This window comes from Pseudobacter sp. (genome assembly GCF_051955275.1).
GTDB lineage: Bacteria > Bacteroidota > Bacteroidia > Chitinophagales > Chitinophagaceae > Pseudobacter.
On record NZ_JBQCGW010000272.1, the window covers coordinates 1 to 25524 of the forward strand.

General features: G+C 49.8%; 23 protein-coding genes. 9 read left to right on the forward strand and 14 right to left on the reverse strand.

The features are described from left to right. Positions 1 to 156 precede the first annotated feature (156 nt). The 5 genes from ACTHMC_RS23860 to ACTHMC_RS23880 all read right to left on the reverse strand — a co-directional run bounded on the left by ACTHMC_RS23860 (position 157) and on the right by ACTHMC_RS23880 (position 4401). Entirely contained in the window at positions 157 to 330 is a 174-nt protein-coding gene (locus ACTHMC_RS23860; RefSeq protein ID WP_440417052.1) for a hypothetical protein, read from the reverse strand. Then, on the reverse strand, positions 327 to 1430 hold the full coding sequence (locus ACTHMC_RS23865) for a M42 family metallopeptidase (RefSeq protein ID WP_440417054.1): 1104 nt from the start codon (positions 1428 to 1430) through the stop codon (positions 327 to 329). The genes ACTHMC_RS23860 and ACTHMC_RS23865 overlap by 4 nt, the downstream gene beginning before the upstream one ends. Before the next feature lie 61 nt (positions 1431 to 1491). Then, the gene (locus ACTHMC_RS23870) at positions 1492 to 3042 is read right to left on the reverse strand and encodes a hypothetical protein (protein ID WP_440417056.1); all 1551 of its coding nucleotides are present in this window, start codon (positions 3040 to 3042) and stop codon (positions 1492 to 1494) included. 37 nt (positions 3043 to 3079) lie between these two features. After that, positions 3080 to 3922: a UbiA family prenyltransferase gene (locus tag ACTHMC_RS23875; RefSeq protein WP_440417058.1), complete on the reverse strand. Its 843-nt coding sequence runs from the start codon at positions 3920 to 3922 to the stop codon at positions 3080 to 3082. Next, complete coding sequence (locus ACTHMC_RS23880) at positions 3922 to 4401, reverse strand: hypothetical protein (RefSeq protein WP_440417060.1); 480 nt, start codon at positions 4399 to 4401, stop codon at positions 3922 to 3924. The genes ACTHMC_RS23875 and ACTHMC_RS23880 overlap by 1 nt, the downstream gene beginning before the upstream one ends. A 54-nt stretch (positions 4402 to 4455) precedes the next feature. Between ACTHMC_RS23880 and ACTHMC_RS23885 the strand changes: the two genes are divergently transcribed. Continuing rightward, a complete protein-coding gene (locus ACTHMC_RS23885; protein WP_440417062.1) occupies positions 4456 to 5442 on the forward strand; it encodes a LuxE/PaaK family acyltransferase in 987 nt (328 codons plus the stop codon). A 138-nt stretch (positions 5443 to 5580) separates the two neighbouring features. Here ACTHMC_RS23885 and ACTHMC_RS23890 read toward each other — a convergent pair whose 3' ends face one another. Together ACTHMC_RS23890 and ACTHMC_RS23895 are read right to left on the reverse strand one after the other, a co-directional pair. Continuing rightward, positions 5581 to 6699: a D-TA family PLP-dependent enzyme gene (locus ACTHMC_RS23890; RefSeq protein WP_440417064.1), complete on the reverse strand. Its 1119-nt coding sequence runs from the start codon at positions 6697 to 6699 to the stop codon at positions 5581 to 5583. 16 nt (positions 6700 to 6715) lie between these two features. After that, the gene (locus ACTHMC_RS23895) at positions 6716 to 8032 is read right to left on the reverse strand and encodes a gluconate:H+ symporter (RefSeq protein ID WP_440417066.1); all 1317 of its coding nucleotides are present in this window, start codon (positions 8030 to 8032) and stop codon (positions 6716 to 6718) included. Between the two features lie 75 nt (positions 8033 to 8107). On the opposite strand from ACTHMC_RS23895, the gene ACTHMC_RS23900 reads away from it, so the two are divergent. Both ACTHMC_RS23900 and ACTHMC_RS23905 read left to right on the forward strand, forming a co-directional pair. Continuing rightward, positions 8108 to 9130, forward strand: coding sequence for a metal-dependent hydrolase (locus tag ACTHMC_RS23900; RefSeq protein WP_440417068.1), 1023 nt, complete (start codon positions 8108 to 8110; stop codon positions 9128 to 9130). 222 nt (positions 9131 to 9352) lie between these two features. Then, positions 9353 to 10324 carry a helix-turn-helix domain-containing protein gene (locus tag ACTHMC_RS23905; RefSeq protein ID WP_440417070.1) on the forward strand — a complete coding sequence of 324 codons (972 nt, stop codon included), beginning with the start codon at positions 9353 to 9355 and terminating at the stop codon, positions 10322 to 10324. A 1-nt stretch (position 10325) separates the two neighbouring features. Here the strand turns inward: ACTHMC_RS23905 and ACTHMC_RS23910 are convergent, their stop codons facing one another. The 3 genes from ACTHMC_RS23910 to ACTHMC_RS23920 all read right to left on the reverse strand — a co-directional run bounded on the left by ACTHMC_RS23910 (position 10326) and on the right by ACTHMC_RS23920 (position 13085). Beyond that, the gene (locus tag ACTHMC_RS23910; protein ID WP_440417072.1) at positions 10326 to 10571 is read right to left on the reverse strand and encodes a hypothetical protein; all 246 of its coding nucleotides are present in this window, start codon (positions 10569 to 10571) and stop codon (positions 10326 to 10328) included. A gap of 784 nt (positions 10572 to 11355) precedes the next feature. Next, positions 11356 to 12006 carry an RNA polymerase sigma-70 factor gene (locus ACTHMC_RS23915; protein ID WP_440417074.1) on the reverse strand — a complete coding sequence of 217 codons (651 nt, stop codon included), beginning with the start codon at positions 12004 to 12006 and terminating at the stop codon, positions 11356 to 11358. A 380-nt stretch (positions 12007 to 12386) separates the two neighbouring features. Further along, the gene (locus ACTHMC_RS23920; RefSeq protein WP_440417076.1) at positions 12387 to 13085 is read right to left on the reverse strand and encodes a sugar transferase; all 699 of its coding nucleotides are present in this window, start codon (positions 13083 to 13085) and stop codon (positions 12387 to 12389) included. 121 nt (positions 13086 to 13206) lie between these two features. Here ACTHMC_RS23920 and ACTHMC_RS23925 point away from each other — a divergent pair, with 121 nt between their 5' ends. Beyond that, positions 13207 to 14124, forward strand: coding sequence for a hypothetical protein (locus tag ACTHMC_RS23925; RefSeq protein WP_440417078.1), 918 nt, complete (start codon positions 13207 to 13209; stop codon positions 14122 to 14124). Here the strand turns inward: ACTHMC_RS23925 and ACTHMC_RS23930 are convergent. Together ACTHMC_RS23930 and ACTHMC_RS23935 are read right to left on the reverse strand one after the other, a co-directional pair. Continuing rightward, on the reverse strand, positions 14117 to 14941 hold the full coding sequence (locus ACTHMC_RS23930; RefSeq protein ID WP_440417081.1) for a class I SAM-dependent methyltransferase: 825 nt from the start codon (positions 14939 to 14941) through the stop codon (positions 14117 to 14119). The genes ACTHMC_RS23925 and ACTHMC_RS23930 overlap by 8 nt on opposite strands. Beyond that, on the reverse strand, positions 14938 to 16485 hold the full coding sequence (locus ACTHMC_RS23935) for a B12-binding domain-containing radical SAM protein (protein WP_440417083.1): 1548 nt from the start codon (positions 16483 to 16485) through the stop codon (positions 14938 to 14940). Before ACTHMC_RS23935 ends, ACTHMC_RS23930 begins: the two co-directional genes overlap by 4 nt. Here ACTHMC_RS23935 and ACTHMC_RS23940 point away from each other — a divergent pair. Genes ACTHMC_RS23940 through ACTHMC_RS23950 form a run of 3 tightly spaced genes read left to right on the forward strand, consistent with a single transcriptional unit; the run spans position 16478 to position 20106 of the window. Beyond that, positions 16478 to 17485, forward strand: a complete 1008-nt coding sequence (locus ACTHMC_RS23940; RefSeq protein WP_440417085.1) for a glycosyltransferase family 2 protein — start codon at positions 16478 to 16480, stop codon at positions 17483 to 17485. The two genes, ACTHMC_RS23935 and ACTHMC_RS23940, sit on opposite strands and share 8 nt — an antisense overlap. A gap of 18 nt (positions 17486 to 17503) precedes the next feature. Next, positions 17504 to 19012, forward strand: coding sequence for a hypothetical protein (locus ACTHMC_RS23945; protein ID WP_440417087.1), 1509 nt, complete (start codon positions 17504 to 17506; stop codon positions 19010 to 19012). Positions 19013 to 19014: 2 nt separating this feature from the next. Beyond that, positions 19015 to 20106, forward strand: coding sequence for a glycosyltransferase family 9 protein (locus ACTHMC_RS23950; protein ID WP_440417089.1), 1092 nt, complete (start codon positions 19015 to 19017; stop codon positions 20104 to 20106). On the opposite strand, the gene ACTHMC_RS23955 is transcribed toward ACTHMC_RS23950, so the two are convergent. Next, positions 20032 to 21135 carry a glycosyltransferase gene (locus tag ACTHMC_RS23955; RefSeq protein ID WP_440417091.1) on the reverse strand — a complete coding sequence of 368 codons (1104 nt, stop codon included), beginning with the start codon at positions 21133 to 21135 and terminating at the stop codon, positions 20032 to 20034. The genes ACTHMC_RS23950 and ACTHMC_RS23955 overlap by 75 nt on opposite strands. Then, positions 21077 to 22786 (reverse strand): ATP-binding cassette domain-containing protein, encoded by a 1710-nt coding sequence (locus ACTHMC_RS23960; RefSeq protein ID WP_440417093.1) that lies wholly within the window; start codon positions 22784 to 22786, stop codon positions 21077 to 21079. The genes ACTHMC_RS23955 and ACTHMC_RS23960 overlap by 59 nt, the downstream gene beginning before the upstream one ends. 100 nt (positions 22787 to 22886) lie before the next feature. On the opposite strand from ACTHMC_RS23960, the gene ACTHMC_RS23965 reads away from it, so the two are divergent. Then, the gene (locus ACTHMC_RS23965; protein WP_440417095.1) at positions 22887 to 23756 is read left to right on the forward strand and encodes an ROK family protein; all 870 of its coding nucleotides are present in this window, start codon (positions 22887 to 22889) and stop codon (positions 23754 to 23756) included. Between the two features lie 201 nt (positions 23757 to 23957). Then, on the forward strand, positions 23958 to 25481 hold the full coding sequence (locus ACTHMC_RS23970) for a tagaturonate reductase (protein ID WP_440417097.1): 1524 nt from the start codon (positions 23958 to 23960) through the stop codon (positions 25479 to 25481). The last annotated feature ends 43 nt before the right edge of the window (positions 25482 to 25524 follow it).

The following is a 25524-nucleotide window of genomic DNA, read 5'->3' on the forward strand; positions in this document are numbered from 1 at the left end:
CCAGAGAATGAGCGAAGCGGAAGTGATCCCCAGCAGGAAAAGGATCAGTTCACTGAACTGAAAGAACTGGTAATATTCCGCATAGCCATGCAGTACAAAGAATAACGGGAACAGAATGAGGAAATAAGGCTTGTTGCTAAGCTTTTCTTTCATGGCTTAACTTTCGGTTTCTCCGTTCGCATCTTTCTTTTTAGACTTAAAGAAGAAGGCTTTCACTTTCCACCAGATATGTTTGAAGTAGAAGAGTGCACCCAATACAGCAGCGATAATCATCTGTATCAGATAACTACCGCTGCCGGGATCGAGATATAAGAAGATGGAATTGATCACAGGTAACTGAGATTTGTTTTTGGTGTTAATGACAGCACTGTTTCATACATGAGCTGTATCGTTTGTTCGATATCGCGCTTGTGCAGCATTTCCACGGTAGTGTGCATATAACGGAGGGGTATGGAGATGAGCACTGAAGGACATCCATCATTCGCGTAAGCGAAAGAATCGGTATCTGTTCCAGTGCTGCGGCTCACGGTGCGTAACTGAACGGGTATCTTTGCTTTTTCGGCCACATCCTGTACCAGTTGCAGCAGTTTATTGTGCACTGCGGGGCCATAGGCCAGTGAAGGTCCTTTGCCGCAGGCCACATCGCCTTCAATGATCTTGTTGATCATGGGCGTATAGGTATCATGTGTAACGTCTGTAATAATGGCCACATCGGGTTTGATGCGGCGGGCGATCATTTCCGCGCCTCTCAGTCCGATCTCTTCCTGCACTGCATTCACCACATAAAGGCCATACGGCAGGCTTTTTCTGTTTTCTTTCAGCAGCCTGGCCACTTCTGCGATCATGAAACCGCCTACCCGGTTGTCGAATGCACGGCCGATATAATAATCGTGCGCCAGTTCATCGAAACCGTCCTGGTAAGTAACCACGGCACCGATATGGATGCCCAGGTCTTCCACTTCTTTCTTGTTGCGTGCGCCGCAGTCGAGGAAGAGATTGTCTACTTTCGGTTGGGTTTCTTTTCCTTCATTATGGATACGTGTGTGAATGGCAGGCCATCCGAACACGGCTTTTACCGGACCTTTCTTACCATGGATGAATACACGCTGTGCGGGCGCTATCTGATGATCCACGCCTCCGTTGCGTTTGAGGTAGATAAGACCTTCTGCTGTGATATAGTTTACAAACCAGCTGATCTCATCGGCATGTGCTTCAATCACCACTTTGAAAGTGGCTTTCGGGTTGATCACACCTACTGCTGTGCCATAAGGGTCTGTGAAGGTGGTATCTACGTATGGCTTGAGGTAGTTGAGCCAGAGTTTCTGCCCGCTGCTTTCAAAGCCTACGGGCGAGGCGTTATTGATATATTTCTGAAAAAATTCTAAGCTCTTACTGGTGAGGATGGATTTTTCTTTGGATGCTTTCGCCATAATCGGTGCTTCATTTAGATGTTCAGAAAATTAAAAGTACAGATTTTTGGCGCTCGCCGCCTCATTTTATCTCCAGGATCACCAAATTCCAGATACCTGCATCATGCACTTTGTACGCCGCTTTATAAAGGGCGCCTTCCATAAACAACTGCATTTCGCGGGCATTGTTGTAGCGGAAGAAATAATAGCCGATGCCATTGTTTCGCATGGCCTGCAGGGTTTCTTCCCAGGATGCGCCTGATCTGAGCAGACTCCAGCTGCTGCTCCGGGTCAGGAAGGCCAGTTTGGGCACCATGCTGTAATCGGCATTGTCTGATGAAAGATACCTGCCACTGATATGTTTTTCCCGTGCAAAGTCTGCCAGCTGGAAAAGTTCCTGGTTGCCATCAACAGCATCCTTAAGCTGGTCAACGGGTTTCAGGAGAAAGCTGCTGAAAAAGACTGCCCAGCAGATGATGGCCCTATTGCCCCTGATCCGCATCCTGCCCAGCACGTGTTGCATCAGGCAGGCTCCCCCGATGAGCAGCAGCAGGTTGACCGGCCAGATATACCGGCTTTCAATGAATACCAGCAGGTAGCCGAGAGGGAGCAATACCGCCGTGAGAAAAAATATGCTTAGTACCCTGTCCCGCTGCTGTTGCAGGTAAATGCCCATCCCGAACAGGATGGCCAGGGCCAGGAAACTGAGGTGATTGAAGGCATTCACGCCCCTTATCACATTGGTGAGAAAGAGCCTGGCCTGCTTCTCCAGGATATCAGGACGGAAAAAATGTTCTCCGGGTGTGCGCTCCATGGGAATGGAAATGGGATCCTCCCAGGAGCCCGGTGAATCTTCGTATGGAGGCGGCGCTACGAGGGCGTCCGTGGTCAGCTGACGGGAATACAGGTGAACATCCTGGTTGATCCTGCCGGAGTAACCGATGGTAAGGGTGTGATATTTCTGGTAAAGAATGGTGATCCAGGGACCGGACACCAGTAAAAAGATGCCGATGCCTGCTGCCAGGTTCCTGATCATCCAGCGTTTTTTTTCCGCTGCGGCGCTCTGTCTGAAGCTCAAGACCTGGATGGCCACAAAGTGCAGGAGAAAGAAGGGGAATGCATAGGTCTTGGAAAAATATAGTAAGGCGCCCAGCAGGCCGCAGAGCAGGTTGAGTGGGAGGCTCTGTATGAATTTCTCCCGGGTGATCAGATCGATATATACCAGTACCAGCCAGCAGAAAAGCACATCGGCCGCTACTTCGTAAATGGCATAGTGAATGGTTACAGGGATGGATACCAGCAGCAGGGCGGTCTTCAGGCTCAGGGCCAGGTTTGTTCTGTTGCTCAGCCTGTGGATCCATACCAGTATCAGGTAGCCGGTGATCCAGTTGGTGATGCGGAAAGCCGTGATCTCTGTGAGTCCGGCTTTTACCAGCGGGAATGCCAGCCAGGAGTGCAGCGGACTCCAGTACCCGTTGATGGCTTGCTGCCAGTGGCCCTCCGCCAGGCGGCGGGCCACCATCATATAGCCGATACCATCATCATCGAAGATGAATCGATAGGCAGGATAAAGCAGCAGGCAGCAGACCAGGTAGATCAGGGAAGCCACCGTCAGCCTGTATTGTTGGAGCATAGGCATTGCTTAGGCCCGAAAGATAAAGCATAATGTATTAATGCGAAGGCAGGAAAAGCATCAATAGCGCAGAAAGCATCATCAGGCCGTCCAAAACGAAGTAGAAAAGGTAATCGGAGAAACTTTTCCTGGCATAGGGATAGAGCAGGGCGGTGATGATACCTGGCAATAAAAGTATGAAGAAGCTCAGCCACCCTGTCTCCAGGGAGCAGAACCAGGCGGTTGAGCCGGCAAATAACAGTAAGGATACCACGAAAATGGCATTTACGCCCTTTTCACTGAACCGGGTGATCATACTGCGGATCCCCTGTTCACGGTCCCATTGCCTGTCGCGGTAATCAAAAATGATACAGATGGCATAGATCAGGAAGAAACGGTGGATACAAAGCAGGGTAGCGGGCAGCTCCCAGTGGTTGTTATCGATGGCGATGGGCAGGAAGGTGGTTACATACATCCATACAAAAGCCAGGAAGATGGTCTTGCCCACCGCTATTTTCCGCAGGTAAGGAAAGGGGAAGAAATTGAGCTTGGGGGCGGAGTACAGAAAGGTGAGCACCACGGATCCCATGAGCCAGAACCAGTGTTGGATGAAATGGAAAAAGTACCAGGCCGATCCGGTGAGCCCTACTATGAAGAGGGCCAGGTGGAGTTGTTTGTTCCTGCGGGTCCAGTTGATCCGAAGGGTTTCCGAAGGCATACCGGGCGTGAGATACCAGTGGAAATTGTAACTGCAGAGGGTAGCGAAGAATACAAAGAGCAGGTAGTCCGGAATATCATATTGCAGTTGAAGCAATTGATTGGTCTGGTTGACCATCAGTAGCGCGCAGCCTGAGATGAACAGGCTGGTGAACAGGAAAAATTGAAAGATATATCTGAACATTACCGGTAGCGAATCACACTGATCATACCTGCGTCGAGGGTATCACTGGTATTGCCGGCTGCATCCCTCAACACAAAGCGGAGGTTCATGCTGTCCGGCTCAGCCGGATTACCGGGGTCCTGGGCCTGGAAGAGGTCCTGTGCCTGGATGCGTGCTTCGATCTGTCCGTCCGTTCTTGGTACTACGGGCTCAGGCACGCCCAGGGAGAATGTATCATTGCCGGTTAAGGCGGTAAGGCGTTGGTTCAGTCTGGTCTTTTCCAGCCAGAGCCCGTAAGGATTGCCGATATCCCCTTCCTTGTCCGCATAATCGAATTCAACCACCAGGTATGGATTGCCCTGGGAATCCAGCTCACGGGTACTGATGGATTTTAGTTTGATACTCGGTTTGGATCTCAGCTTATCTTTGCCGCAGCTCATCGTGAATAAGATGGCCACCGGGATCAGGAGGATCAGACGATAATATGATAATATACGCATACTCATTACTCGGTTGACTACAAATTTAATGGCTTTGTCCCTTACGCTCTGTATATGAATTCTAAATATGAAGATAAAGTTTTTTTAGCGGACCAGGCAGGGTTCAGCCAACTGGCCCTGGAACTGTTCCGGTTTCAATATGAACATAATTCCGTATATCGTGAATACGTAAATGCGCTGCAAATAGTTGGGGATGATGTACAAAGGGTGGAGGATATTCCCTATCTGCCCATCCAGTTCTTCAAAACGCGTGATGTGCGCACTACCAGCTTTCAGCCGGAGGCCGTATTTATGAGCAGCGGCACTACCCAGACCATCAACAGTCGCCATTCCGTGAAAAGCATGGCCATCTATCAGCACAGTTTTATGAAGGCCTTCGAATTATTCTATGGCCCCGTATCTGAATGGTGCATTATCGGGCTCCTGCCATCCTACCTGGAGCGCAGCAATTCCTCACTGGTAGTGATGGCCGATGAACTGATCCGCCGCAGCGGCCATACCAGCAGCGGCTTTTACCTGTATGAACACGAAAAACTCGCCGCTGTATTGCAGGAACTTGAATCCAAACAACAGAAGACCCTGCTGATAGGTGTTACTTTCGGGCTCCTGGATTTTGCGGAGAAATTCCCCATGCCCCTCAGGCACACCATCATCATGGAAACCGGAGGGATGAAAGGGAGAAGGGAAGAAATGACCCGGCAGGAAGTGCATGATATCCTCAGGACGGCCTTTCAGCTGGATGCGGTGCATTCTGAATATGGCATGACTGAACTGCTTTCGCAGGGATATTCGAAAGGGGAAGGTATTTTTCTCACACCGCCCTGGATGAAAGTAAGTGTAAGGCTGGAAGACGACCCGCTGGATGTTCGGTCATCCGGCACCGGTATCATCAATGTGATTGACCTGGCCAATATTTACTCCTGCTGTTTCATTGCCACGGAAGATGTAGGCCGTGTGTATGAAGATGGCAGCTTTGAAGTGCAGGGAAGGGTTGATAACAGTGATATACGTGGGTGCAGCCTGATGGTGGCGGGGTTATAATCAGGGTATGCCAAGTAGCTCGCGTCCCCGCGAGTTACTTATATTCCGTCGCCTCCGGCGACACGGTGCTTGCCAGAGGCGAGCAAACAGAGGTCACTCGCGGGGACGCGGGAAACTGGCACACCCTGCGAATTTGCATTACACCGTAATAGTTCTGTCCCGCGCAGCGATCCTCCATTCACCGTTTATGCATCCGTTTTCAATAGTGATGGCTCTTTCGTATAGCGCCACGGTTGGGCAGATATGCTGCGGCATCCCATATAGTACATCTCCCACTTTATAATGATGGTTTGCGCCTGCTTCCAGCACCAGGTGCTCTTCACTCTGGCTTACTGCTTTCAATGCCGGTGCATTCAGGAATACTACACGTTTGGTCAGTTCATTTTCTGCCGCTACAGATTTATGTCCCAGGTCAAGGCAGATCTTACCGGCATCGGGCAGCGATACAACTCGCGTTACAACAAGGGCAGCCGGCATGAATGGTTGTTCCGCGCATTCGTTTGAATATCCATTGTCCCAGAAAATGAAAGTGCCCGGGCTGCATTCAATGGCGGGGCGTTGCGCGTGAACAGGAAATCCCGGTGTGCCGCCCGCAATGATGACTGGCTCAGGAAATCCTTTATCCTTTATTTTTTTCGCAAGGGCTGCTACCGGCTCGTAGGCTGCATCCACCAGTTTTCTTCTTTCTTCCAGTTCTTTGTGATGGATATGTCCATCGTAGGCATGCAGGCCTTTCAGTTCAATACCCGGCAGGGCTGCCGCTGCTTCATACAAAGCCCATGCTTTATCCGGATGGATACCGGTGCGGTTCTGCCCAACGTTCAGATCGATGTAAACAGGCAACACCCTGCCATTGCTGAGAAAATGATCAGACAGCTGAGTGGCCGTTCCGGTATTATCGATCAGGCAACTGAAGCTTGTATCCGGATATTTAACTATGAGTGTGAAGAAACGTTCCTGTTTGGGGCCTGTGGGCTGATAGGCCAGCAAAACATCAGGCGCTCCGGCCTGTGCCAGCAGCTCGGCTTCTGCGATGGTGGCACATTTGAACTTGCGGATTCCTGCCTTCACCTGAAGCAGGGCGCCTTCCCTGGTCTTATGTGTTTTTGCGTGTGTACGTAACCGTTGTACGTTGCTGATCATACTGATGAGTTGTATGATATTCTGCTGCACACGCTGAGGGTAAACTACCAGGGCCGGTGTATCCAGCTGATCGATATCGTTGATGAGGTACCAGTTGGTATCTGTGTTTGTCATTATTCTTTTTTTATTGCTATACTACCAGGTTCAGCAGTAACACGCCGATCAGTCCCATAACTGCTACGATGGTTTCCATCAGGCTCCAGGAACGGAGCGTGTCTTTCATGCTGAGGTTGAAATATTCTTTGTACATCCAGAATCCTGCGTCGTTCACATGCGAGAACATCAGGCTGCCCGCACCGATGCTCAGTACCATCAGGTTAGGTTCCACATTCAGTTGACCGATGGTGGGGGCAATGATGCCTGCTGTGGTAAGACCGGCCACAGTGGCCGAACCGATGCATACTCGCAGTACAGCGGCGATCAGCCATCCCAGTACCAGCGGATGGATGGGCCAGTTCTGCAGGCGGGTGGCAATGGTATCACTCACGCCACTGTCTACCAGTACCTGTTTCAGTACGCCTGCACCTGCAACGATGAGTACGATCATGGCTACGTCCTTCACGGCATCGCCATAAATATCCATCACTGCTTTCATGCTTTTTCCGTTGGCAATGCCCAGGGTATAAGTAGCAACGATCACGGAAAGCAGCATCACTGTAATGGGATCTCCCACAAAAGCTATCAGCGAAGGCCAGGCGCCTTCCTGTGTAGCTGGGATAAGAGGCAGCAGGGCGGTCACTGCCAGCAATATCACGGGCAGGAGGGAGGATAAAAAACTATTGGCCGGACCAGGCATCTCCGCTTCCGGCAGAACAGGCGGCTGGAAGGTCTGGAGGGGAACGGATCTGATATTCTTCAGGCTGCGGGCAAATACAGGACCTGCCACAATGATGGCAGGAACGGCTACTATCAGACCATAGAGCAGGGTAAGGCCCATATTGGCATGGAACTGTCCAACCAGCGCACTGGGCGATGGATGTGGAGGAAGGAACCCATGTGTAACAGAAAGTGATGCCAGCATGGGGAGACCAATATATACGGCAGGTAATTTGTATTGGTAGACAACGGAAAAGATCAATGGCACCATCAATACAAAACCAACATTGTAAAAGAGAGGAATGCCTACAATAAAACCGGTGAGCATCAGCGCCCACTGGATATTCTTTTCGCCGAAAGCTTTCATCAGCACATCGGTGATTCGTTTGGCGGCACCACTGGCAGCTACCAGTTTGCCCAGCATGGCGCCCAGCATGATGATCACAACCAGGGAGCCCAGCGTGTCTCCTATACCTTTCTGTACTGATTTTGTGATTTTGCCAGGCGGGATTCCCAGGCATAATCCCGTTGCAATGGAAATAACCAGGAAGGCGATAAAGGCATTGCATTTACCCCAGGTGATCAGGAGAATGAGAGCAAGCAATGCACAGAACACAATCAGTAATGTCATGTGAATGAGAAGGGGGAATGGTGTACAGTTAGTGAGCTAATATACTTATAATCCGTTACTTTTGGAGCAAGCCTTATGGATTCACTTACGCATATAGTACTCGGCGCCTGCATCGGCGAAGCCTTTGCTGGCAAGCAGGTGGGGAAGAAAGCCCTGTTCTGGGGCGCTTTGATGCAAAGCGCACCGGATATCGACTTTATCTCCTCTTTCTGGTTGAACCCCGTCAATGATCTGTTGGCGCACAGGGGCTTCACACATTCTTTTTTATTTATAATACTGATCACGCCTTTGATGGCTCTGATAGCGGAACGTATCCACCGGCCGCATGATATCTCTTTAAAGAAATGGCTCTTGTTCTTCGGAACAGAAATGCTGGTGCATGTACTGCTGGATGCGATGAATGCTTATGGCACCGGATGGCTTGAACCGTTCAGTCATCACCGGTTTGGTTTCCATTTCCTTTTTGTGGCGGACCCGCTGTTCAGCATCTGGCCCGGCATTGCTTTTGTGGCATTACTGATTATGAAGCGCGATAACCGGGAAGCACGGTTGAAATGGGTGAAAGCATCGATTGCGCTGAGTATGATCTATCTTGGATTTGGTGTGGTGAGCAAAACGGCCACAGACCGTGAAGTGAAGCAGATAGCAGCAAGGCATGGTATTCAGTACAACAGGTATTTAAGCACACCCACTCCTCTCAATAATGTACTCTGGTATGTGATCATGGAAGACACTGCGGGTTACCACCTGGGTTATCGCAGTTTTTTCGACAGGGATACCGGTATGCAGTTCACTTATTTTCCGCGTAATGCACAATTGCTGGAACCAGTGAAGGATGAGGAAGATACGCACAGGCTGATTCGTTTTTCGCAGGGCTATTATACCGTGGAGCGATGGGATAGCACCCTTGTGTTCAACGATCTCCGGTTCGGGCAGATGATCGGATGGAATAATCCCGATGCCCGTTTCGTATTTCATTATTTTCTGCAGAATCCGGAAGACAATGAACTGGTGATCCAGCGCGGCCGTTTCAGCAACTGGAACAAAGAGGCTATGTTGAGCCTTTTGCGCCGGATGCGTGGTGATAAAAATCAATAGTATCAAAAAAAACAGCCGGATAGGCTCAATCACTTACCACCTTTTATAGGTATTCACTTAGGTGGAATACCCGTGAAAACACCTGTATTGATCATGGTTTGAGAAAACCTGATTAACTTTACGCATATTGTTCAGGGGGACTCTGCACCTCTCCTTCGCAGGAATTATTTCTTTCTTGTTCCTGTTCGTTTTTGCTCGAATGGTAGTGTTAAAAATTGGACGATGATCCGTTTTAAAGAACCTGTTTCCTATACAAGCAAGATACCTTCATCCTATCACCACCAGCCACTGCCCGGCTCCCATCCCGTATTGGCAGAAGCGGCATGGGGATCCATCCTTTTATCGGAGATTAAAACACCCTGGTTCACGTTGTGGCACCAGCAGTATACACTTGAAAAGAATGCCGTGCTGAAGCCTGCCATCGGCGGGCCGCTGCTGGATATGCATATAGTACTCCGCGGGCATATCCGCTACCAGGTGGAAGAAATCGGTCCTTTGAAATTTGCTGAGGGGCAACTCAATATGTGCTGTGCGCCATCATTGCACGTGCAGGCAGGTATGGAGGAAGTGAAAGAACATATCACCCTCACTTTCCGTTTCAGCAGAACTTACCTGGATGTATATGCGCCGTATTTCACTGCCCTGCAGCAATTCCTTGAAAAAGCCGATAACGGGGAAACGTCGCTGCTCAGCAATGTCAATACCAGTCTCACACCTGAAATGATCACCATCATACGGGATCTCTTATATAATGAATACGTAGGGGAAGTGAAAGAGCTTTACCTCCGCAATAAGGTGTCGGAACTGTTGTTATTGGCCTTCACACGTATTGCGCCGGGAACGGCCGGAGCCACAGAGATCAGGCTGCATCAGTATGATATTGATAAGATAAGGGAAGCCAGGGAATACCTGTTGGCCAATATGGAGCACCCGCTCACGGTGATAGAGCTATCCCATAAAGTGGGCATCAACGATTTCAAATTGAAGAAGGGATTCAAACAGCTGTATGGCGTTACGATATTCGACTTCCTGCTGGAAGCCCGGATGGAGAAGGCCAGAACATTACTTACGGAAACAGATACTCCCATTCATGAAATCGCTTTTGCAACCGGCTATAAAAATGTCAGCAGTTTTACGGCTGCCTTCAAAAAAAGAATGGGTTTCCCGCCCAGCGCCATGAAGCGGGGAAAATAATTCAGCCTGCATTCGTTTTACGCAGAAACCGCAACATGGCTTCGCCTGCTGAGTAAGACCGCAATGCCTGCAAGGATACATGCGTGGCATCCGCATCTTTCAATGCCTCAAACAGGTCATAATTGTTATCACTGCTATTGATCCAGTGATGAAGTTGAGTGAGTTCCTGCTCAGACAATTCTCCTTTAAGATGCCTGATGATAAGGTTGGCAGTATGAAATGCTCCTGCCACTTGATGCTCGTTCATGGGGAACTGTTTTTAAATGAAAGGTTTGATCAATCCCCGGATCTGCCTATGCGGGACCTGTATATAATAAGACAACTAAAACAGGAAGATGTACTAGGGTGGATGTAAAAAAAAGAAAGTTTTTATCCCGAATACGTAACCAGACTTTCGCAATCGGTTGGATATTTATGAGGGAAAGAATAGTATGTAAAAGTCTGGTTTGCCGTAAGCCGGCAGCCAGTCAGACGGGGCACCGATAGCAGCTCTTCACTTTATTCAACTTATAGGTCCGGGTGTCCGGAATGCAATGAAAGCATGCCATACAGGTGTCTGACAGTTATGTACAGGATGCAGAGGGTCTACATAACAGGAAGATACCGGGTGCATGAGAGGAGTAATCCGATTTGTGGCATTTCCGGTACCCCGGATTTTTTTATGCAGAAAATTTCAGGAAGGATATTCAAAAAGGCAATAGGGACCGGGCTTATCCCGGCCCCCAGCCTTGTTTAGAAAACCGCGAATGATAGACTTATCAGGTTATTGTAAGGGCAAGAAACTAATAGGAAGGACAGGTCTGCTGGTTGAAACGTAACAGTGAAAAAAATGAGGGAGAGTAGAAACACTCCCCGGTTGTGACCCAACCAAACAGTCACATGCGATAAAAACTAACCATTTTAAAAATGGAATAATTTATTCATGGTTCAATAGGCTTTGAGCAGTATCTCGGTTTTTCAATTGCTATTGTTGATATATTATAGAAACAACAAGTACTGTCTTTGGTACTATCGATAGTGTAAATTTATTTTTATGCGCCCGGATGCTGCCTGCAGATATTCATTCTCAGTAATTGCATGGCACGCACTTTCTGGTTCTTTACCGTATGAATGCTCACATCAAGCGCAGCCGCTATTTCATGGTTACGCATGTTCTCGAACACACTCATCTTCAAAACCTTTCTGGATTGCGCAGGTAGCTTTTCTATCTGCCGGTAAATCTCTGTCATCACTTCCGTGCGGATGATATTGTTCAACACAAAATCATCAGCATCCCCGTTGAGATATGCCATCTCCCTGCGGGAACTGGCATCCCGCTGTTGTTGTTTCAGCAGGTTCAGACAGGCATTGCGTGTGGTGATGTAAAGAAAGGCCTTGATGTTCTGGATGCTGGCAAAGTCGGTATGCTTCTTCCAGAGTTTCATGAATGTATCTTCCACAATGTCTTCCGCAGCCGGACGATCATGGATCATCCGTTCTGCAAAATAGCAGAGGGGAGAATAATAAAGATTGAAGAAGGAGATCATCGCCTGGCTGTTGCCCCGCCTGAGATCGGCAACCATGGCCTGTTCCGGATCGGAAGAAGAAGGTGGTGATGACTCCAGATGCATCGTGATGCTTTCTTTGGTTGTGGTTTCCGGCGCGTACGTGTAGCCCGTGTCACCGGGAAATTGCTCTTTCATTTTCGCTTTTTAGTTAGACTTCCTTGAACAAAAAATTGGTTGCGGTGATGGTTACACGATTGTGTTGAACGTACCAGTACGGTAGGTACAGGCAACACATGCCTACCAACACCCGGAGATGTTGCACATGAGCTTAAAATCGTACGTGAAGCGGGGGGATTTACCTATTGCATAGTGATGGGCCGGTACAGGCATTACTTACAGCCAGACAGCCGCAAGCCCGGTCATCAGGTCCCGCTTACTTCGTGAGCCTTAATAAAGTTGAAATTCGTTATCCCAATTGATGAAGCTACTAAGAGAAATGATCGTATCCGGTTACAATTTTACAGGTAATATCATTACCGGCAAAACAATTTACGGAAAAACTATATGGTGGGATTTTACTGCATCAGAGAATTGACCTTTTGCGGGTATTGCACGGTGTTTGATGCCGGCAGTGTAGTAGAATATTGCTTTCGCGTTTTAAAAACTTGTGTAAGTGTTTTCCCAAGGATCCGCAGATCCAGCAGCACCGAGCAGTTCCGGAGATACCAGATATCCCAGCTGTAACGCATGCGGATGGATATTTCATCCAGCGCCGGACCATGATATCCCCGCACCTGGGCCATACCCGTGATACCCGGCCGCAGCAAATGACGGCTGTTATAACGGTTAACAACAACCGAAAAACGATCACAATCGGATTGCATATGGGGCCGCGGCCCCACCACACTCATCTCTCCCCTCAGCACATTGATGAACTGCGGCAGCTCGTCGATGTTCCAGTTACGCAATAATCTTCCCATCCTGGTGATGCGCGGATCATTCTCCAATGCCGGTAACCAGTTGGCCTGGCGGTTGGGCACCATCGTTCTGAATTTGATACAGGGAAACAGCCGGCCGTAACGGCCTCTCCGGTATTGTATGAAGAAAGGAGTACCCCCGGTATCCAGCGGGATCAGTAATATCATCAGGGGAATTAACCAGCTCAGGAGCAGCATACAAACTGTAAGTGATAACAACAGGTCGGCCAGGCGCTTGAACAGGAAATAGAATGACCTGTTCCTTACACTCATCTGAATAGGAATGACGCTCCGCATGTGATTATTTTTTGCCGGCAACCTTTTGTTACAATCACCAGTATTTACAATTGAATACGAAGGCATACATAAATAGTTGCCTTGTCCGCCGATTACTCATCCCGCTTAAAAATTCATGTGTATGCCAATACCTGTTGCGCATAGCATTTTACGCACGCTTGCTTATTTTGAATTGTTCCAGCACCCGCTGACGGCGCAGGAACTGCTTTTTTTTCTGGACCAGCCCGTTGCTGAAACTGAATTGCAGTCTGCATTACAGCAGTTGCTGCAGGAGCATCGTGTGTTCAATCACAACGGATTTTATGCTTTGCAGAACCAACCTGCATATGTGGACAGACGAAAGCAATACAATGCACATGCAAAAGAATTATTACCGGTGGCGCATCGCATCGGAAAACTGCTGAGCCGCTTTCCCTATGTAAGTGGTATCTGTATCTCCGGTTCCCTCAGCAAGGAAGTGGCGTCAACGGAGGCAGACCTGGACTTCTTTATCATCACCAAACCAGGCAGGCTGTGGATCGCAAGGACCTGTATGCACCTGCTGAAAAAGCTGAGCTTCCTGGCAGGCAAACAACATTGGTTCTGCATGAACTATTATGTGGATGAGAGCATGCCGCTGATCCGGGAAAGAAATTATTTCACCGCCATCGAAATGCTCACATTACTTCCTGTTGCAGGCTCGGATGCATTACCAGATTTCTTCCATGCCAATGAATGGGTGCAGGAATTCCTGCCATCTTATGCCGGAAAAGAACTACCCCCGGTAAGAAAAGATGGTATACTGAAGAAAATAGCAGAGTGGATGTTCAGCAACCGGATGGGTGATCAGCTGGATAACTTTCTCATGCGCCTTACTACCAAACGCTGGAAACAGAAAGAAGATAATTTTCAGCTCAATATGAAGGGAGGCAGAATGGGACTGGATGCAGATAAACATTATTGTAAGCCCAACCCCATTCATTTCCAGGAACCACTGCTGGCCCGCTACCAGAAGCGCGTAGCTGAATTACTGGATCAACCTTATGTGATGGTCAGCTGATCCGCTTGCGCACAGTCAGTATATAATAATCACCTGTGTTCCTGAATGGCCAGCTGCTCTTCAAGCGGTCTTCCTGAATACATAGCCAGCGGAATAGACGAGGATACCTCGTTCCGAATTCCTCGATATATGAAGGAGGAACGATGGTGCAGAGCCCTTCCAGTCCCAGAACTTCAAAATTTTCCGGCAACATCTTTTTCACGCGTTTCGGGGAATAATACCAGCAGGTGAAATAATGTCCTTCAATATGCGCTTTCACCCCTTTGCTGCTGAACCAGCGGCGGGTAGCTGTTCTGAATTTACCTTTCAATAAAAGCAAAGATTCCCAGGTGCAAAAACCCGGCAGGAGCACCAGCGTGGCAATACCACCTGGTTTCAGCAAAACATCAAATTCATGGATCACTTTGTTCAGTTCGCCGGTGCAGTTGAGACCGGCGAAATTAGAAAAGATGAGATCATAAGGCCCCCGGTTCTTTAATTTTCCGAGTTCAGTAAAAGAACAAATTTCAGCACTAACGGTATTGGATAGCTGTAATTGTTTGACCTTTTTCCTGAGCACAGCCTGCATGCCTTCGGAAATATCTGTGGCATGCACGGTATGTCCCTCCGATGCAAAGTACAGTGCATCCTGCCCCGTACCGGCATTCAGTTCCAGGATATTGCTCTGTGTTGGCAGCCATTGCTGCACATGCGATCTTACCCTTCTGCGTTTGTAATCCACAATCAGGTTGCCCGTATAGAGCTCATCAAAGAGTCCCGACTGCTCTGAAAATGCAGCAGCGGCCGATTGTTCCGGAGTCATCACTATCGGGTTCATGCTTGCAGGGATTGTAGTTTTTTTCTGGCGATCAGTGCAGCAGGAAGATACCAGGCCAGACTGGCCGCTTTGCGGATGCCCTGCCTGCTGATTCGCGCAGGATGTTTCAGTAACTGGGTAAGGCTTTGTAATGCCAGGTGTTTGCGGTAGCTCTTGTGCACATAACGGTGCAGCTGCCTGTAGAAAGCAGGTTTATAGGTGTTGCTGAACATGAGCCGGAGTTCGTCAGAGTCCGTCCAGTTGGCTTTCTGTTTCAGCTGCTCCTTCACCTTCTCGTAGAATGGAGTACCAGGCAGGGGATAGGAAACAGAAATGCCGATCTCATAAGGCAATAGCCGGTTGATCATGTTGATGGTAAGATCGATATCGCTGCGGGTTTCGCCGGGGTAGCCAAACTGGATGAAGAAAGAAGGATGGATCTTATTTTCTTTCAGCAGTTGTGTGGCGGTATGGATCTCCTGGATGGTGATGCCTTTGTCCATGGCATCCAGCACTTTCTGGGACCCGCTCTCTGCGCCCATCCACACATTCTCACAGCCGGCAGCAGCCAGTGCCTGCACATAACCGGGGTTGGTGAGCAGATCTGCGCGCGACTGGATCTTGAACCTGAACCGGAAATCCGCCTGTTGCAGTAAAACAGCAAACTCCTCCACCCATCCGGGTTTGAGGCCGAAGATATCATCGCAGAACCAGATATGGTCAAACGGACTGAGGTGGTAGAGGTATGTAAGCTCCGCCACCACCTGCTGCGGTGAGCGGGCATTGTAGCGGTTGCCATAGATAGGTTTTGCGCACCAGTTGCATTTATAGGGACATCCACGGGTGGTGCCCATATTGAGCGAAAAATAGCCGCTGCTCTGTATCCACGTAGTACGGTACTGCTGCATATCCACCAGGTCCCAGGCGGCTATGGGCAGGGAGTTCAGGTTGCGGAGCACCGGCCTTGGCGGCGTTTTCAGCGGCTGGCCCTCCTGCAAAAAGGCCAGCCCTTTTATCGTTTTGAAATCATTGGTTCGCTTATTGATAGACGTTATCAATTCAAGCAGTGTTATTTCTCCTTCCCCGATAATGATGAAATCTGCGCCCTTTTGCAGGTATTCCTGGAAATGATCGGTGGCGTCGGAACTGCAAACGATCACTGTGCAACCTTTTTGCTTTGCGATACGTATCATAGTGAAAGCAGCTTCACGCATATTGGTGAGGCACATCTTGGTGAGGTAGTTGAAGCCATCGTCGTAGAGTACGAAAATATCAGGCTGGTGTTCTTCCAGGGCGGCAGTTACAGCAACAGGATCCTTGCAGAACATGGTATCGAAGAGGGCGGCAGGTAATCCGTTAGCGCGAAGGTAAGCGGCTGCATACAGGGTGCCGAGCGGCGGATAGGGCTGAGCCGCTGCCAGCTGCTTCGGATCAAGTTGCAGAAAATAAGAATGCGAAAAAAGCACCGGAGGATTGGATCGCATGGTATTCATCATATAAGCTACGGGATGGCAGGAAGGCAGGTTGCCTCCGGCTTCTTTTTTAAAAAGTAATAATATGACCATCAGCGCTGTGATACCTACCTGCAACCGCAGGCGCTCTTTATTGCAAACCCTCGGGGCATTGCAGGCTTCCGCTTATCCCTTGCTGGAAATCATCATACTGGATGCAGGGGAGGAGAAGCTTACAGATGCTGACCTGCATGCATTTCCAGCACTCGATATCCGGTATTACAGTTCCCTGCCAGGCTCTGTTTGCATGCAGCGTAATGCCGGCATCCGTTTGGCTGAAGGCGAGCTTGTTTTTCTGTGCGACGATGATATTGAAATAACCGAAGATTACCTGCAGCAACTGGTGCAGCATATGCAGTTGCACCCTGCATGTGGCGCCGTTTCCGGCCTGGTGTTACAACAGGAGCAGGGCAACTGGGTGTCTGCCTATCCACTGGTCAGTGCCAGGCAACTGATCAGGCATTTTGTTTTCGGTACGGGTATCTGGGGGCCGGTGCAGGTGACAAGTAATGTCTGGCCGGTGGCATATATCAAAAAGTATTATCAGAGAAAGGGCAATCATTTGTCGAGGGCCGGTTGGCCGGTAATCACAAATTTTGAGGGCGGGCATGTACTTACACCCACTTTTGGTTTGGGGGCAGCCCTGTTGCGCAGGAGCTGGTTATTGCAATGCCCTTATGATGAAGTGCTGGATCCGCATGGCATCGGCGACCATTACGGTGTGGCGGTCAGCCTGCCTGCGCCGGTGCACCTGTTGCCGGCTGCAAAAGTGTTTCACCACAGGGAGCAGCAGAACCGCCTGCAAAGACCTCTTCAATATTACCGCAGAGTACTGGCGCTGGACCATTTCAGAAAAAAGATCAGGCGGGATCAGCGGCCAATAAAATTCTGGCTGCTCTGGAGCCTGGCAGGAAACTTTTCCGGCTTTTGTATCGTAGGGGACTGGCAGATGCTCCGGCCATCCTGGAAGGCCTTCCGACTGATCCTCTTTAACCGTAATCCTTACAGGCTGGCGGCGAAGGCTGGCAGAACAATAATTCAGGCTTTCTACTGATGGCTGCATTGCTTTTACATGAATATACGGACTGAAATAGCTGAACATAACAGGCTTTTCCTTTGGGGGATCTTTATCCTCTACCTGGTGCTCGCCGCATGGGGCATCAGCCGGCATGAATTATGGGGCGATGAAATACATGCCTGGAATATTGCGAAAGGCAGTAACCATCTCTGTCAGCTTTTCCGGAGCACGCGCTACGAAGGACATCCACCCCTCTGGCATTTATTGCTTTTTATACTCAGCAGGTTCACTGCTGATCCTTGGTTCATGCAGGCCCTGCATTTTGTGATTGCCGCCCTGGTTTGCCGGATGCTGGTCTTCGGAAGTCCGTTTTCATTTCTTACTAAATTGTTGCTGCCTTTCGGTTATTTCTTCCTGTATGAATACGGTGTGCTGAGCCGGAATTATTCATTGGCCATTTTACTGATCTTTTTGTTGCTTGCTGTGATCCGCAGACGGGGTGCAACGTACCAGTGGTTATATTTTCTGCCGTTATTCATACTGAGCTTTACGCATATCTATGGCATTTTCATGGCCGTAAGCCTTCATTTGTATTACATGTTATTGCTGCGGGAAAGGAAAATGTTCCGGTGGCTGACTGCCTGTGCCGGGTTGGTGTTGCTGCTGCCTGCCGTCTGGTTTGTATTTCCGCCTCCGGAAGGCGAGACAAATCTTCAATTCTTTCTGAGCCGTTGGGAGTTCAGTCAGGCTGTAGTTTCAATACAGGCACCCTTACGTGCATGGGTACCCGTAGTTGCCTGGTGGGAGCCTCATTGCTGGAATACAGAGTTTGTTTTGCAGTGGCAGCAGGAATGGCGCTGGCTGCGTTTTGGGACCCCGTTCATAAGCATTGGAATACTGCTGCTGGCAGGCAGTGTATTGAAACGAAACCAGAAAGCATGGATGCTGTTTGCCTGTAACTGTCTGCTTATTATGTGTTTCAGCGCAATTATCTTTCCTGCTTCCACGCTCAGGTACACCGGCTTTTTGTTTATAGGATGGATCGTTGCCTGGTGGTTGTTTTGTGCTGAACAGGAACCGCTCAAAAAAGAAATCAGGATCGTTCAGGGGTTACTGGCCATCCAACTCATCGGCTCGCTCATCATGCTGCCGAAAGATCTCCGGCAGCCCTTCTCTCAATTACCTGCTGTCAATGGATTGCTGAATACTGCTCCTCCCGGAATTCCCATTGTAACAGATTACTGGACGCTCAATGCCGTGGCTGCTTTCGCCAACAGGAGCATGTATTGCATCGACCTGCGAAAAGAGGTGAGCTTTGTTGTATGGGGCAACGATTTTGCGCTTATCCGGCAGCAAAAGCACCGTTACGATGCCGGTATCAGGGAATGGTTCCGGCACTCTGATCAAGATACGGTCTGCCTGATCTCTACAGTATCTCCCTGGCAATTGAAGAATCTGGACCCTCTCTTTATGCGGGAGTTCCATCCCTTGCTGATCGGTGAACTGGAGGGGAGCATTGAAAAAGGATCTGATCTCTATCTCTATCAAATTAATAAGCAGTGAAGATGGCAGCTGATCCATATATCCCGGCCAGGCCCTGGGACAGGAAACATCCGCCACGGCGGATCCTTGCTATTCGTTTGCAGGCGATGGGTGATATGATCATCACGCTTCCTTATCTGCAGGCATTGAAGCAAGCTTTGCCTGGTACGGAACTGCACCTGCTCACCCGTGATGAGGTGGACCCCGTGCCACGCGGCATTCAGCTGTTCGATAAAATTTTCTCCATCGGCGGCGGCCGTAATTTTAAGAAGCAGGTATTGTATGCAGCTGCATTGCTGCCGCAGTTATTGTGGCAGCAGTATGATATGGTGCTGGATTTGCAGAACAATCCTATCAGCCGGTATGTACGCCGGCTGATCAGGCCGCGTGCCTGGAGCCAGTTCGATAAAACATCGCCGCGTGCGGCAGGTGAGCGTACCAGGCTTACCATTGAAGCAGCAATGCAGTTTACTATTCAACCGGATTATGATTTTCAGTTGAAGGAGAAACTGCCCATACGTGAATTATTGTTCAGCCATGGCTGGAAGGGCGAAGAACTTGTATTGCTCAATCCCGCTGCCGCATTTCCCACACGCAACTGGCCATTGTTCAATTATGTCCGGTTTGCGGAGTTATGGTTGAAGCAGCGGCCTGATACATCTTTCCTTGTTATCGGTACTTCCTTTATCAGCCTCAAAGCCAAAGAACTGAAAGCCGCACTGGGCGATAAGCTTATCGATCTTTCAGAAAAAACATCACCGCTGATGGCCTTTGCGCTGTTGCAGGAAGTAAGGTTCATGCTTACAGAAGATTCCGGACTAATGCATATGGCCTGGGTATCCGGTGTGCCTTTACTGGCACTGTTCGGCGGCACGCGAAGCGACTGGTCGCGGCCACTGGGTGATCATACCAGCCTGCTGGATTCCTCTGATCTGAGTTGTGGCAATTGCATGCTGGAGGAATGCCCTTACGGGGATGTGCATTGTCTCACGCGGTATACGCCGGAACAGGTGTTGAAATTATCATTCGCCCACCTTTACTCAGAGTGCTGCAGTCGCTCGCGGGGGCGCGAGCGACTGGGCATACCCGAAGAGTCTCATCATCTCCCTGGCTGATGCATCCATGGAATGAATGAGTGTAGATTGATATTCAAGTGTTGCATCCTGCAATAGTTCATGCGCACGCTCCAGCATTTCTTCTTTCGTTGTAACCACATGCCAGTTGCTTACTGGCTGTTGGAACGGATAAGTGAAACTGATCACTTTTGCGCCTGCATATAAGGCTTCCAGGCAGACTGTGCTGCAGCCTTCATAACGGGAAGTGTGGAGCAGTATTTTAGTTCGCTGTAAAGCACGCAGGATGCTGTTATGTGGCTGCGGGCCTGCCAGTTTACAATGTTGCTCCAGTTGATATTGCGCAATCAGCTGCTGACAATGTTCCTGCTCAACGCCCATGCCGTAATGAACAGCGTTGATATCCGGAATGGATTGCTGAAGTGTTGCTACCAGCTCCACCCAGAGCGGGTAACGTTTCAGCGGTTCAAGACTGCCCACGCCGGCAATATCGATATCTCTTACGAGTTGTTCAGAGTGAGGGAAAGAAGCGGTATCCACCGCATTCGGAATGATATACGCCGGCCTGATGCCATGATTGCGCGTGAAATTATCGGCCAGGAAATGGCTCATGGCTGCCAGTTCGGTTGACCGTAAACGTAAGTAGCGCGGAAACTGGTTAGCCGCTTCAGCGTCCTGTCCGCAGATCCAGCTGATATGGCGGATGCCGTGCCGTCTTCCGAACCAGTGACCGATGGCTGCGCATTCGCCACACCAGAAACTTACAATGCCTTTTATATTGTGTTGCTTCCTGAAAATAGTCAGCTCCTGCCATGCCTTGCGCCACCGCAGCGGACGCAGCAGTTTAGAAAAACGAAGGCCATGAATTGATTTTACCTGGCATCCATGCCATTCATACGATGTGATCTCTTTTGGGTAGAGCAGGGGCAATATCACAATATACATTTCAGGGAACTGCCGTTGCATGGACTGCACCAGCAATTGCTGTGAAGGTACCCACCAGTCCTCCGATTCATTGCGGGGAAATGCCGGGGTAATGATGATGATGGTATCTGGTGCTGGCTGGACCAATAGAAAATATTTTATGACAGTGATCGAGTATATGCTGGTGATGGGAAACGATGATGATCATTTGTCCGGCTTCGGCCGCTTCGCGGAGCTGAAACATCAGCAGGGTGGTGGATTGGAAATCCAGTTCGTTGAGGGCTTCATCCAGCAACAGGATGCTGGCTTCCTTATAAAACGCCCTGGCCAGCGCCACACGCTTGCGCTGCCCGCCGCTTAGATTCCTGCCCTGTTCTTCAAGGATGAAATGAATGCCTTCAGGGTGCGACTCCACCAAAGATTGCAGACCACTTAGCCGGATCGCCTTCTGTAATCTTTCCTCATCATAGTTGTGTGGCGAGAAGGTGATATTGAAGAGCAGTGTGTCATGTAAAAGAAAAGGCTGTTGCGGCACATAGGCAATACGGCTCCTGAGCTGTTTCCGCTGTTGAATGTCTGATACCGACTCATTCAGCAGTATACTGCCTGATACCGGTTCGGTAAATCCCGGTAGCATCTGCAGCAGGCTGGTCTTACCTTTTCCTGACAGCCCCGTGATACCCGTGATAGTACCGGCTTCAAAATGCAGGTTGATATTTTTAAGTACCAACGCGGCGTTATAACCGAAATATACATCCGTAAACCTTATGGATTGAACTGGAGATATATCTTCACCCTCCGTTAAAAGTATTGGCGCAGCAGGCTGCAATTCGTCAATGGTATATTTCCATGAATGCAGTTCGCTGGCGGATTGTAATATTTTAACCAACCCGGGGATGATCCTGTAAGCTGCTGCCAGAAAGGCTCCCAGGGTAATGATGGTTTGCTGTGCAGGTTTGGAATGGAGTTGCAGGAGGAGGATCACCAATGTAATGCCCGTGAGCGCTGCCAGCTCGATCACCCTCGGCGGAATGCCCTGCACGGTCAGTATGCCGGACACGTTCCGGTTGAAACGTTGCTGTTGCTGCAGGTAGCGGGCATGCAGTACAGGACCTGCCTCGTAGATATTCGCATCCACATAGCCATTCAGTGTTTCCTGTAAATACTGCAGGGCCAGGTCGATCTCCTTTTTGGCTGCCGCCCGCAAATCCTGCATTCTTTTTTTTACCACCCGGTACAATAACAGGGCGGGAGGAAGCAGCAATAGACAGAGCAATGGCAGCAGCAGGATATTATACCAGCTGATGGCGGCCAGGGTGCCGAGCACCAGCACCCCCTGCGTGAACAACTGGTTGCAGCTACCTAGTACATGCTGACAGAAATCGATAGGGGAATGGCTGATCCGCCGCATGAGACCGGCTGTATCCGGCCGGCTGTACCGGGTAAATGGACCGCTCAGAAATTCCTGCAAATGTGCTCCGCTGATCCGGGTGGCCACCTTCCCCGTAAACCGGCTTTGGCTACGGTATACCAGGAATCCGGCCAGTGCTTTCACACTGAATATCAGCAACACCAGCAGCAATGGCCAGGCTGTACGGGCATCCCACCAGCTGAAATGAAGGAAGTGAATACCGGTAGCATTGGCATAGAGATCAACCAGGGCCAGCAGCAATGCCAGGGCGGCAATATCCAGCAGGCTGATACATAGATCAGCCAGTAACAGCAATAGCCATTGCCTTTGCTCGCGCGGCTGCAGCAGCCGGATGATATGACGGACCGGTAACAACTGTTTGCCCACCGATACGAAAGAGCGGATTTTTTAGTTGCCTTCAGTTTTTTCATTATCTTCACCCGTAGTTGCTAAAACGATTTAGTTAGCAGGTTTCATACAAATTCTCATGAATACAGATCTGATCGCCGGAGTAGATATCGGCGGAACACATATCACAGCCGCACTCGTGAACATTCAGTCCGGTACCCTTGTCCCTGGTTCCATGATCAGAAAGGCTGTGCAGTCGCAGGAAGAAGCCGCGCGTGTGATCGATACCTGGGCATCCGCCATCGAAGGCGCCTGGGGCACTCACCATATACCGCTGCCCCGGCGAAAGATAGGTATTGCCATGCCCGGCCCGGTTGATTATGAAACCGGGATCTGCTACATCAAAGACCAGGGCAAATACGATCAGCTGTATGGCCTGAATCTCAAAGAATTGCTGGCTGCCCGCCTGGGTATCCAGCCTGCAGATATACGCATGATGAACGATGCGCAGTGTTTTCTCAGCGGTGAGATCACCGGTGGCGCAATCCGTGGCAGCAAAAGTGCACTGGGCCTCACGCTTGGCACTGGCCTCGGCTCTGCCTGGTATCACCAGAACAAAGTGGTGGATGCCGATCTCTGGCGTATGCCCTTCAAAGGCCTCATTGCAGAAGATCTGCTGGCATCCCGATGGTTCGTTCAACGGTACGCGTTACAGTCGGGCCATGAACTGCCGCACACAAAAGCCCTGGTAGAGCGGATCCCGCAGGATCCATCCATTACGGAGATCTTCCAGGAATTCGCCCTTCAGATGGCCGATTTTATTGAAGAAGTATTGCCTTCGCACCCTGCCGAAGTGATTGTGCTGGGCGGTAACATCGCGAAGAGCCATCCGTACTTTCTGCCGGAACTGGAAAATGCGCTTCAGGACCGCTCTATCGGTATTCCTGTGCGCATCGCGTTGCTGGGAGAAGATGCTCATATTGTGGGCGCTGCCGCCTGCTGGGCCTGATCATATTCCGCTATCTTTACCCTTCTGCCGGGTATTACCAATTCCCAGGTTGAATTTCTACTGTCGTTTCCTGCCACGCATCGGTAACGTTTGCGTAAATAAACCGCCTTCATTCGGTTGAATGTATTGAATAACTGGTTACACTTGCTGAACGAAAGCCGGTATTCTTCACATCACACTATTTAAAAAACACACGGCCCCATGAATCTGTCAAGGCAAACGATTGTTAACATTTCTTCTCCCGAAGTGAACGTTCCGGCACCGTCTTATTTTGACCTGCCCGAAAAAGTATTACAGTTTGGAACAGGCGTGCTCCTGCGCGGCCTGCCTGATTATTTTATAGACAAAGCCAACAAACAGGGGATTTTCAATGGGCGTGTTGTAGTGGTGAAAAGCACCAGGGGAGGGGATTCCGATGCCTTTGCCCAGCAGGATGGCATGTTCACCCTCTGTGTTCGTGGTATCGAAAACGGAGAAACTATCTCGGAAAATATAGTGAATGCCAGCATCAGCCGCATGCTCTCTGCGCGGTTCGACTGGGCCAAAGTACTGGAATGCGCACAGAATCCCGCCATGGAGATCATTGTGAGCAATACTACCGAAGTGGGGATCGAACTGGTACTGGAAGACATCCGCGCCACGCCTCCGGGATCCTTCCCCGGCAAGCTCCTGGCCTTCCTGCTCGCCCGTTACAAAGCGTTCAACGGAAGCGCCGATAAAGGCATGGTAATCATACCTACCGAACTGATCACCGATAATGGCGCCAAACTCAAAAAGATCTGCCAGCAACTGGCTGTGTTCAATGACCTGCCGGCAAACTTCATGACCTGGCTCGATCAGCATAATCATTTCTGCAATTCCCTCGTAGACCGCATCGTGCCTGGCAAACTCCCTGCTGCTGAACAGCAGGAGATGGAAAAAACCACCGGCTACAAGGATTCGCTGATGATCAAATCCGAAGTATACCGTTTATGGGCAATCGAATCCAATTCAGAAAGAGTGAAAAAGATCCTCTCTTTCCGCGAAGCGGATGCAGGTGTTGTAATAGCTCCCGATATCAATGTATTCCGGGAACTGAAGCTCCGCCTGCTTAACGGATCACATACCTTTACCTGCGGACTGTCCTTCCTGGCGGGTTTCAGCACCGTGAAGGAAGCGATGGGTAATCCCGCTTTCAACCAGTTCATCAGCGCGCTGATGTTACAGGAAATAGCACCCGCCATCACTGGCGATAACCTGAGCCTGGAAATGGCGAAGGATTTTGCATTGAAGGTGCTGGACCGCTATCGCAATCCACATATCGATCATCAGTGGATCAGCATCACCATGCAGTATTCATCCAAAATGAAACTGCGAAATATTCCCGTGCTGCTGAAACATTATGAGCGCAACGGGACCGTACCCGAACTGATGGCTGCCGGATTTGCAGCGCACCTGCTGTTCATGCGCTGTACACAGGATAATGATCAGTTGTATTACGGTAACAGCTTCGGCAGGAAATACCTGGTGAATGATGATCATGCCGCATGGTATGCAGAAAAATGGACAAGACTGGAAGCCGCAGACCTGGTGCGTGAAGTATTGAGTGATGCTGCTTTCTGGGATGCTGACCTGGCCAGCCTGCCCGGCTTTGCAGAAGCCGTTACCGGTTACCTGCAGCAATTGCTGGAGCAGGGCGCAGCACCGCTGATAGAAAAATTCCAGTCGGACAGCATGATCGCATAAGCTGCTAAAAAAGGATAGTCTTTGGGTAATTATAAAAGCGGCC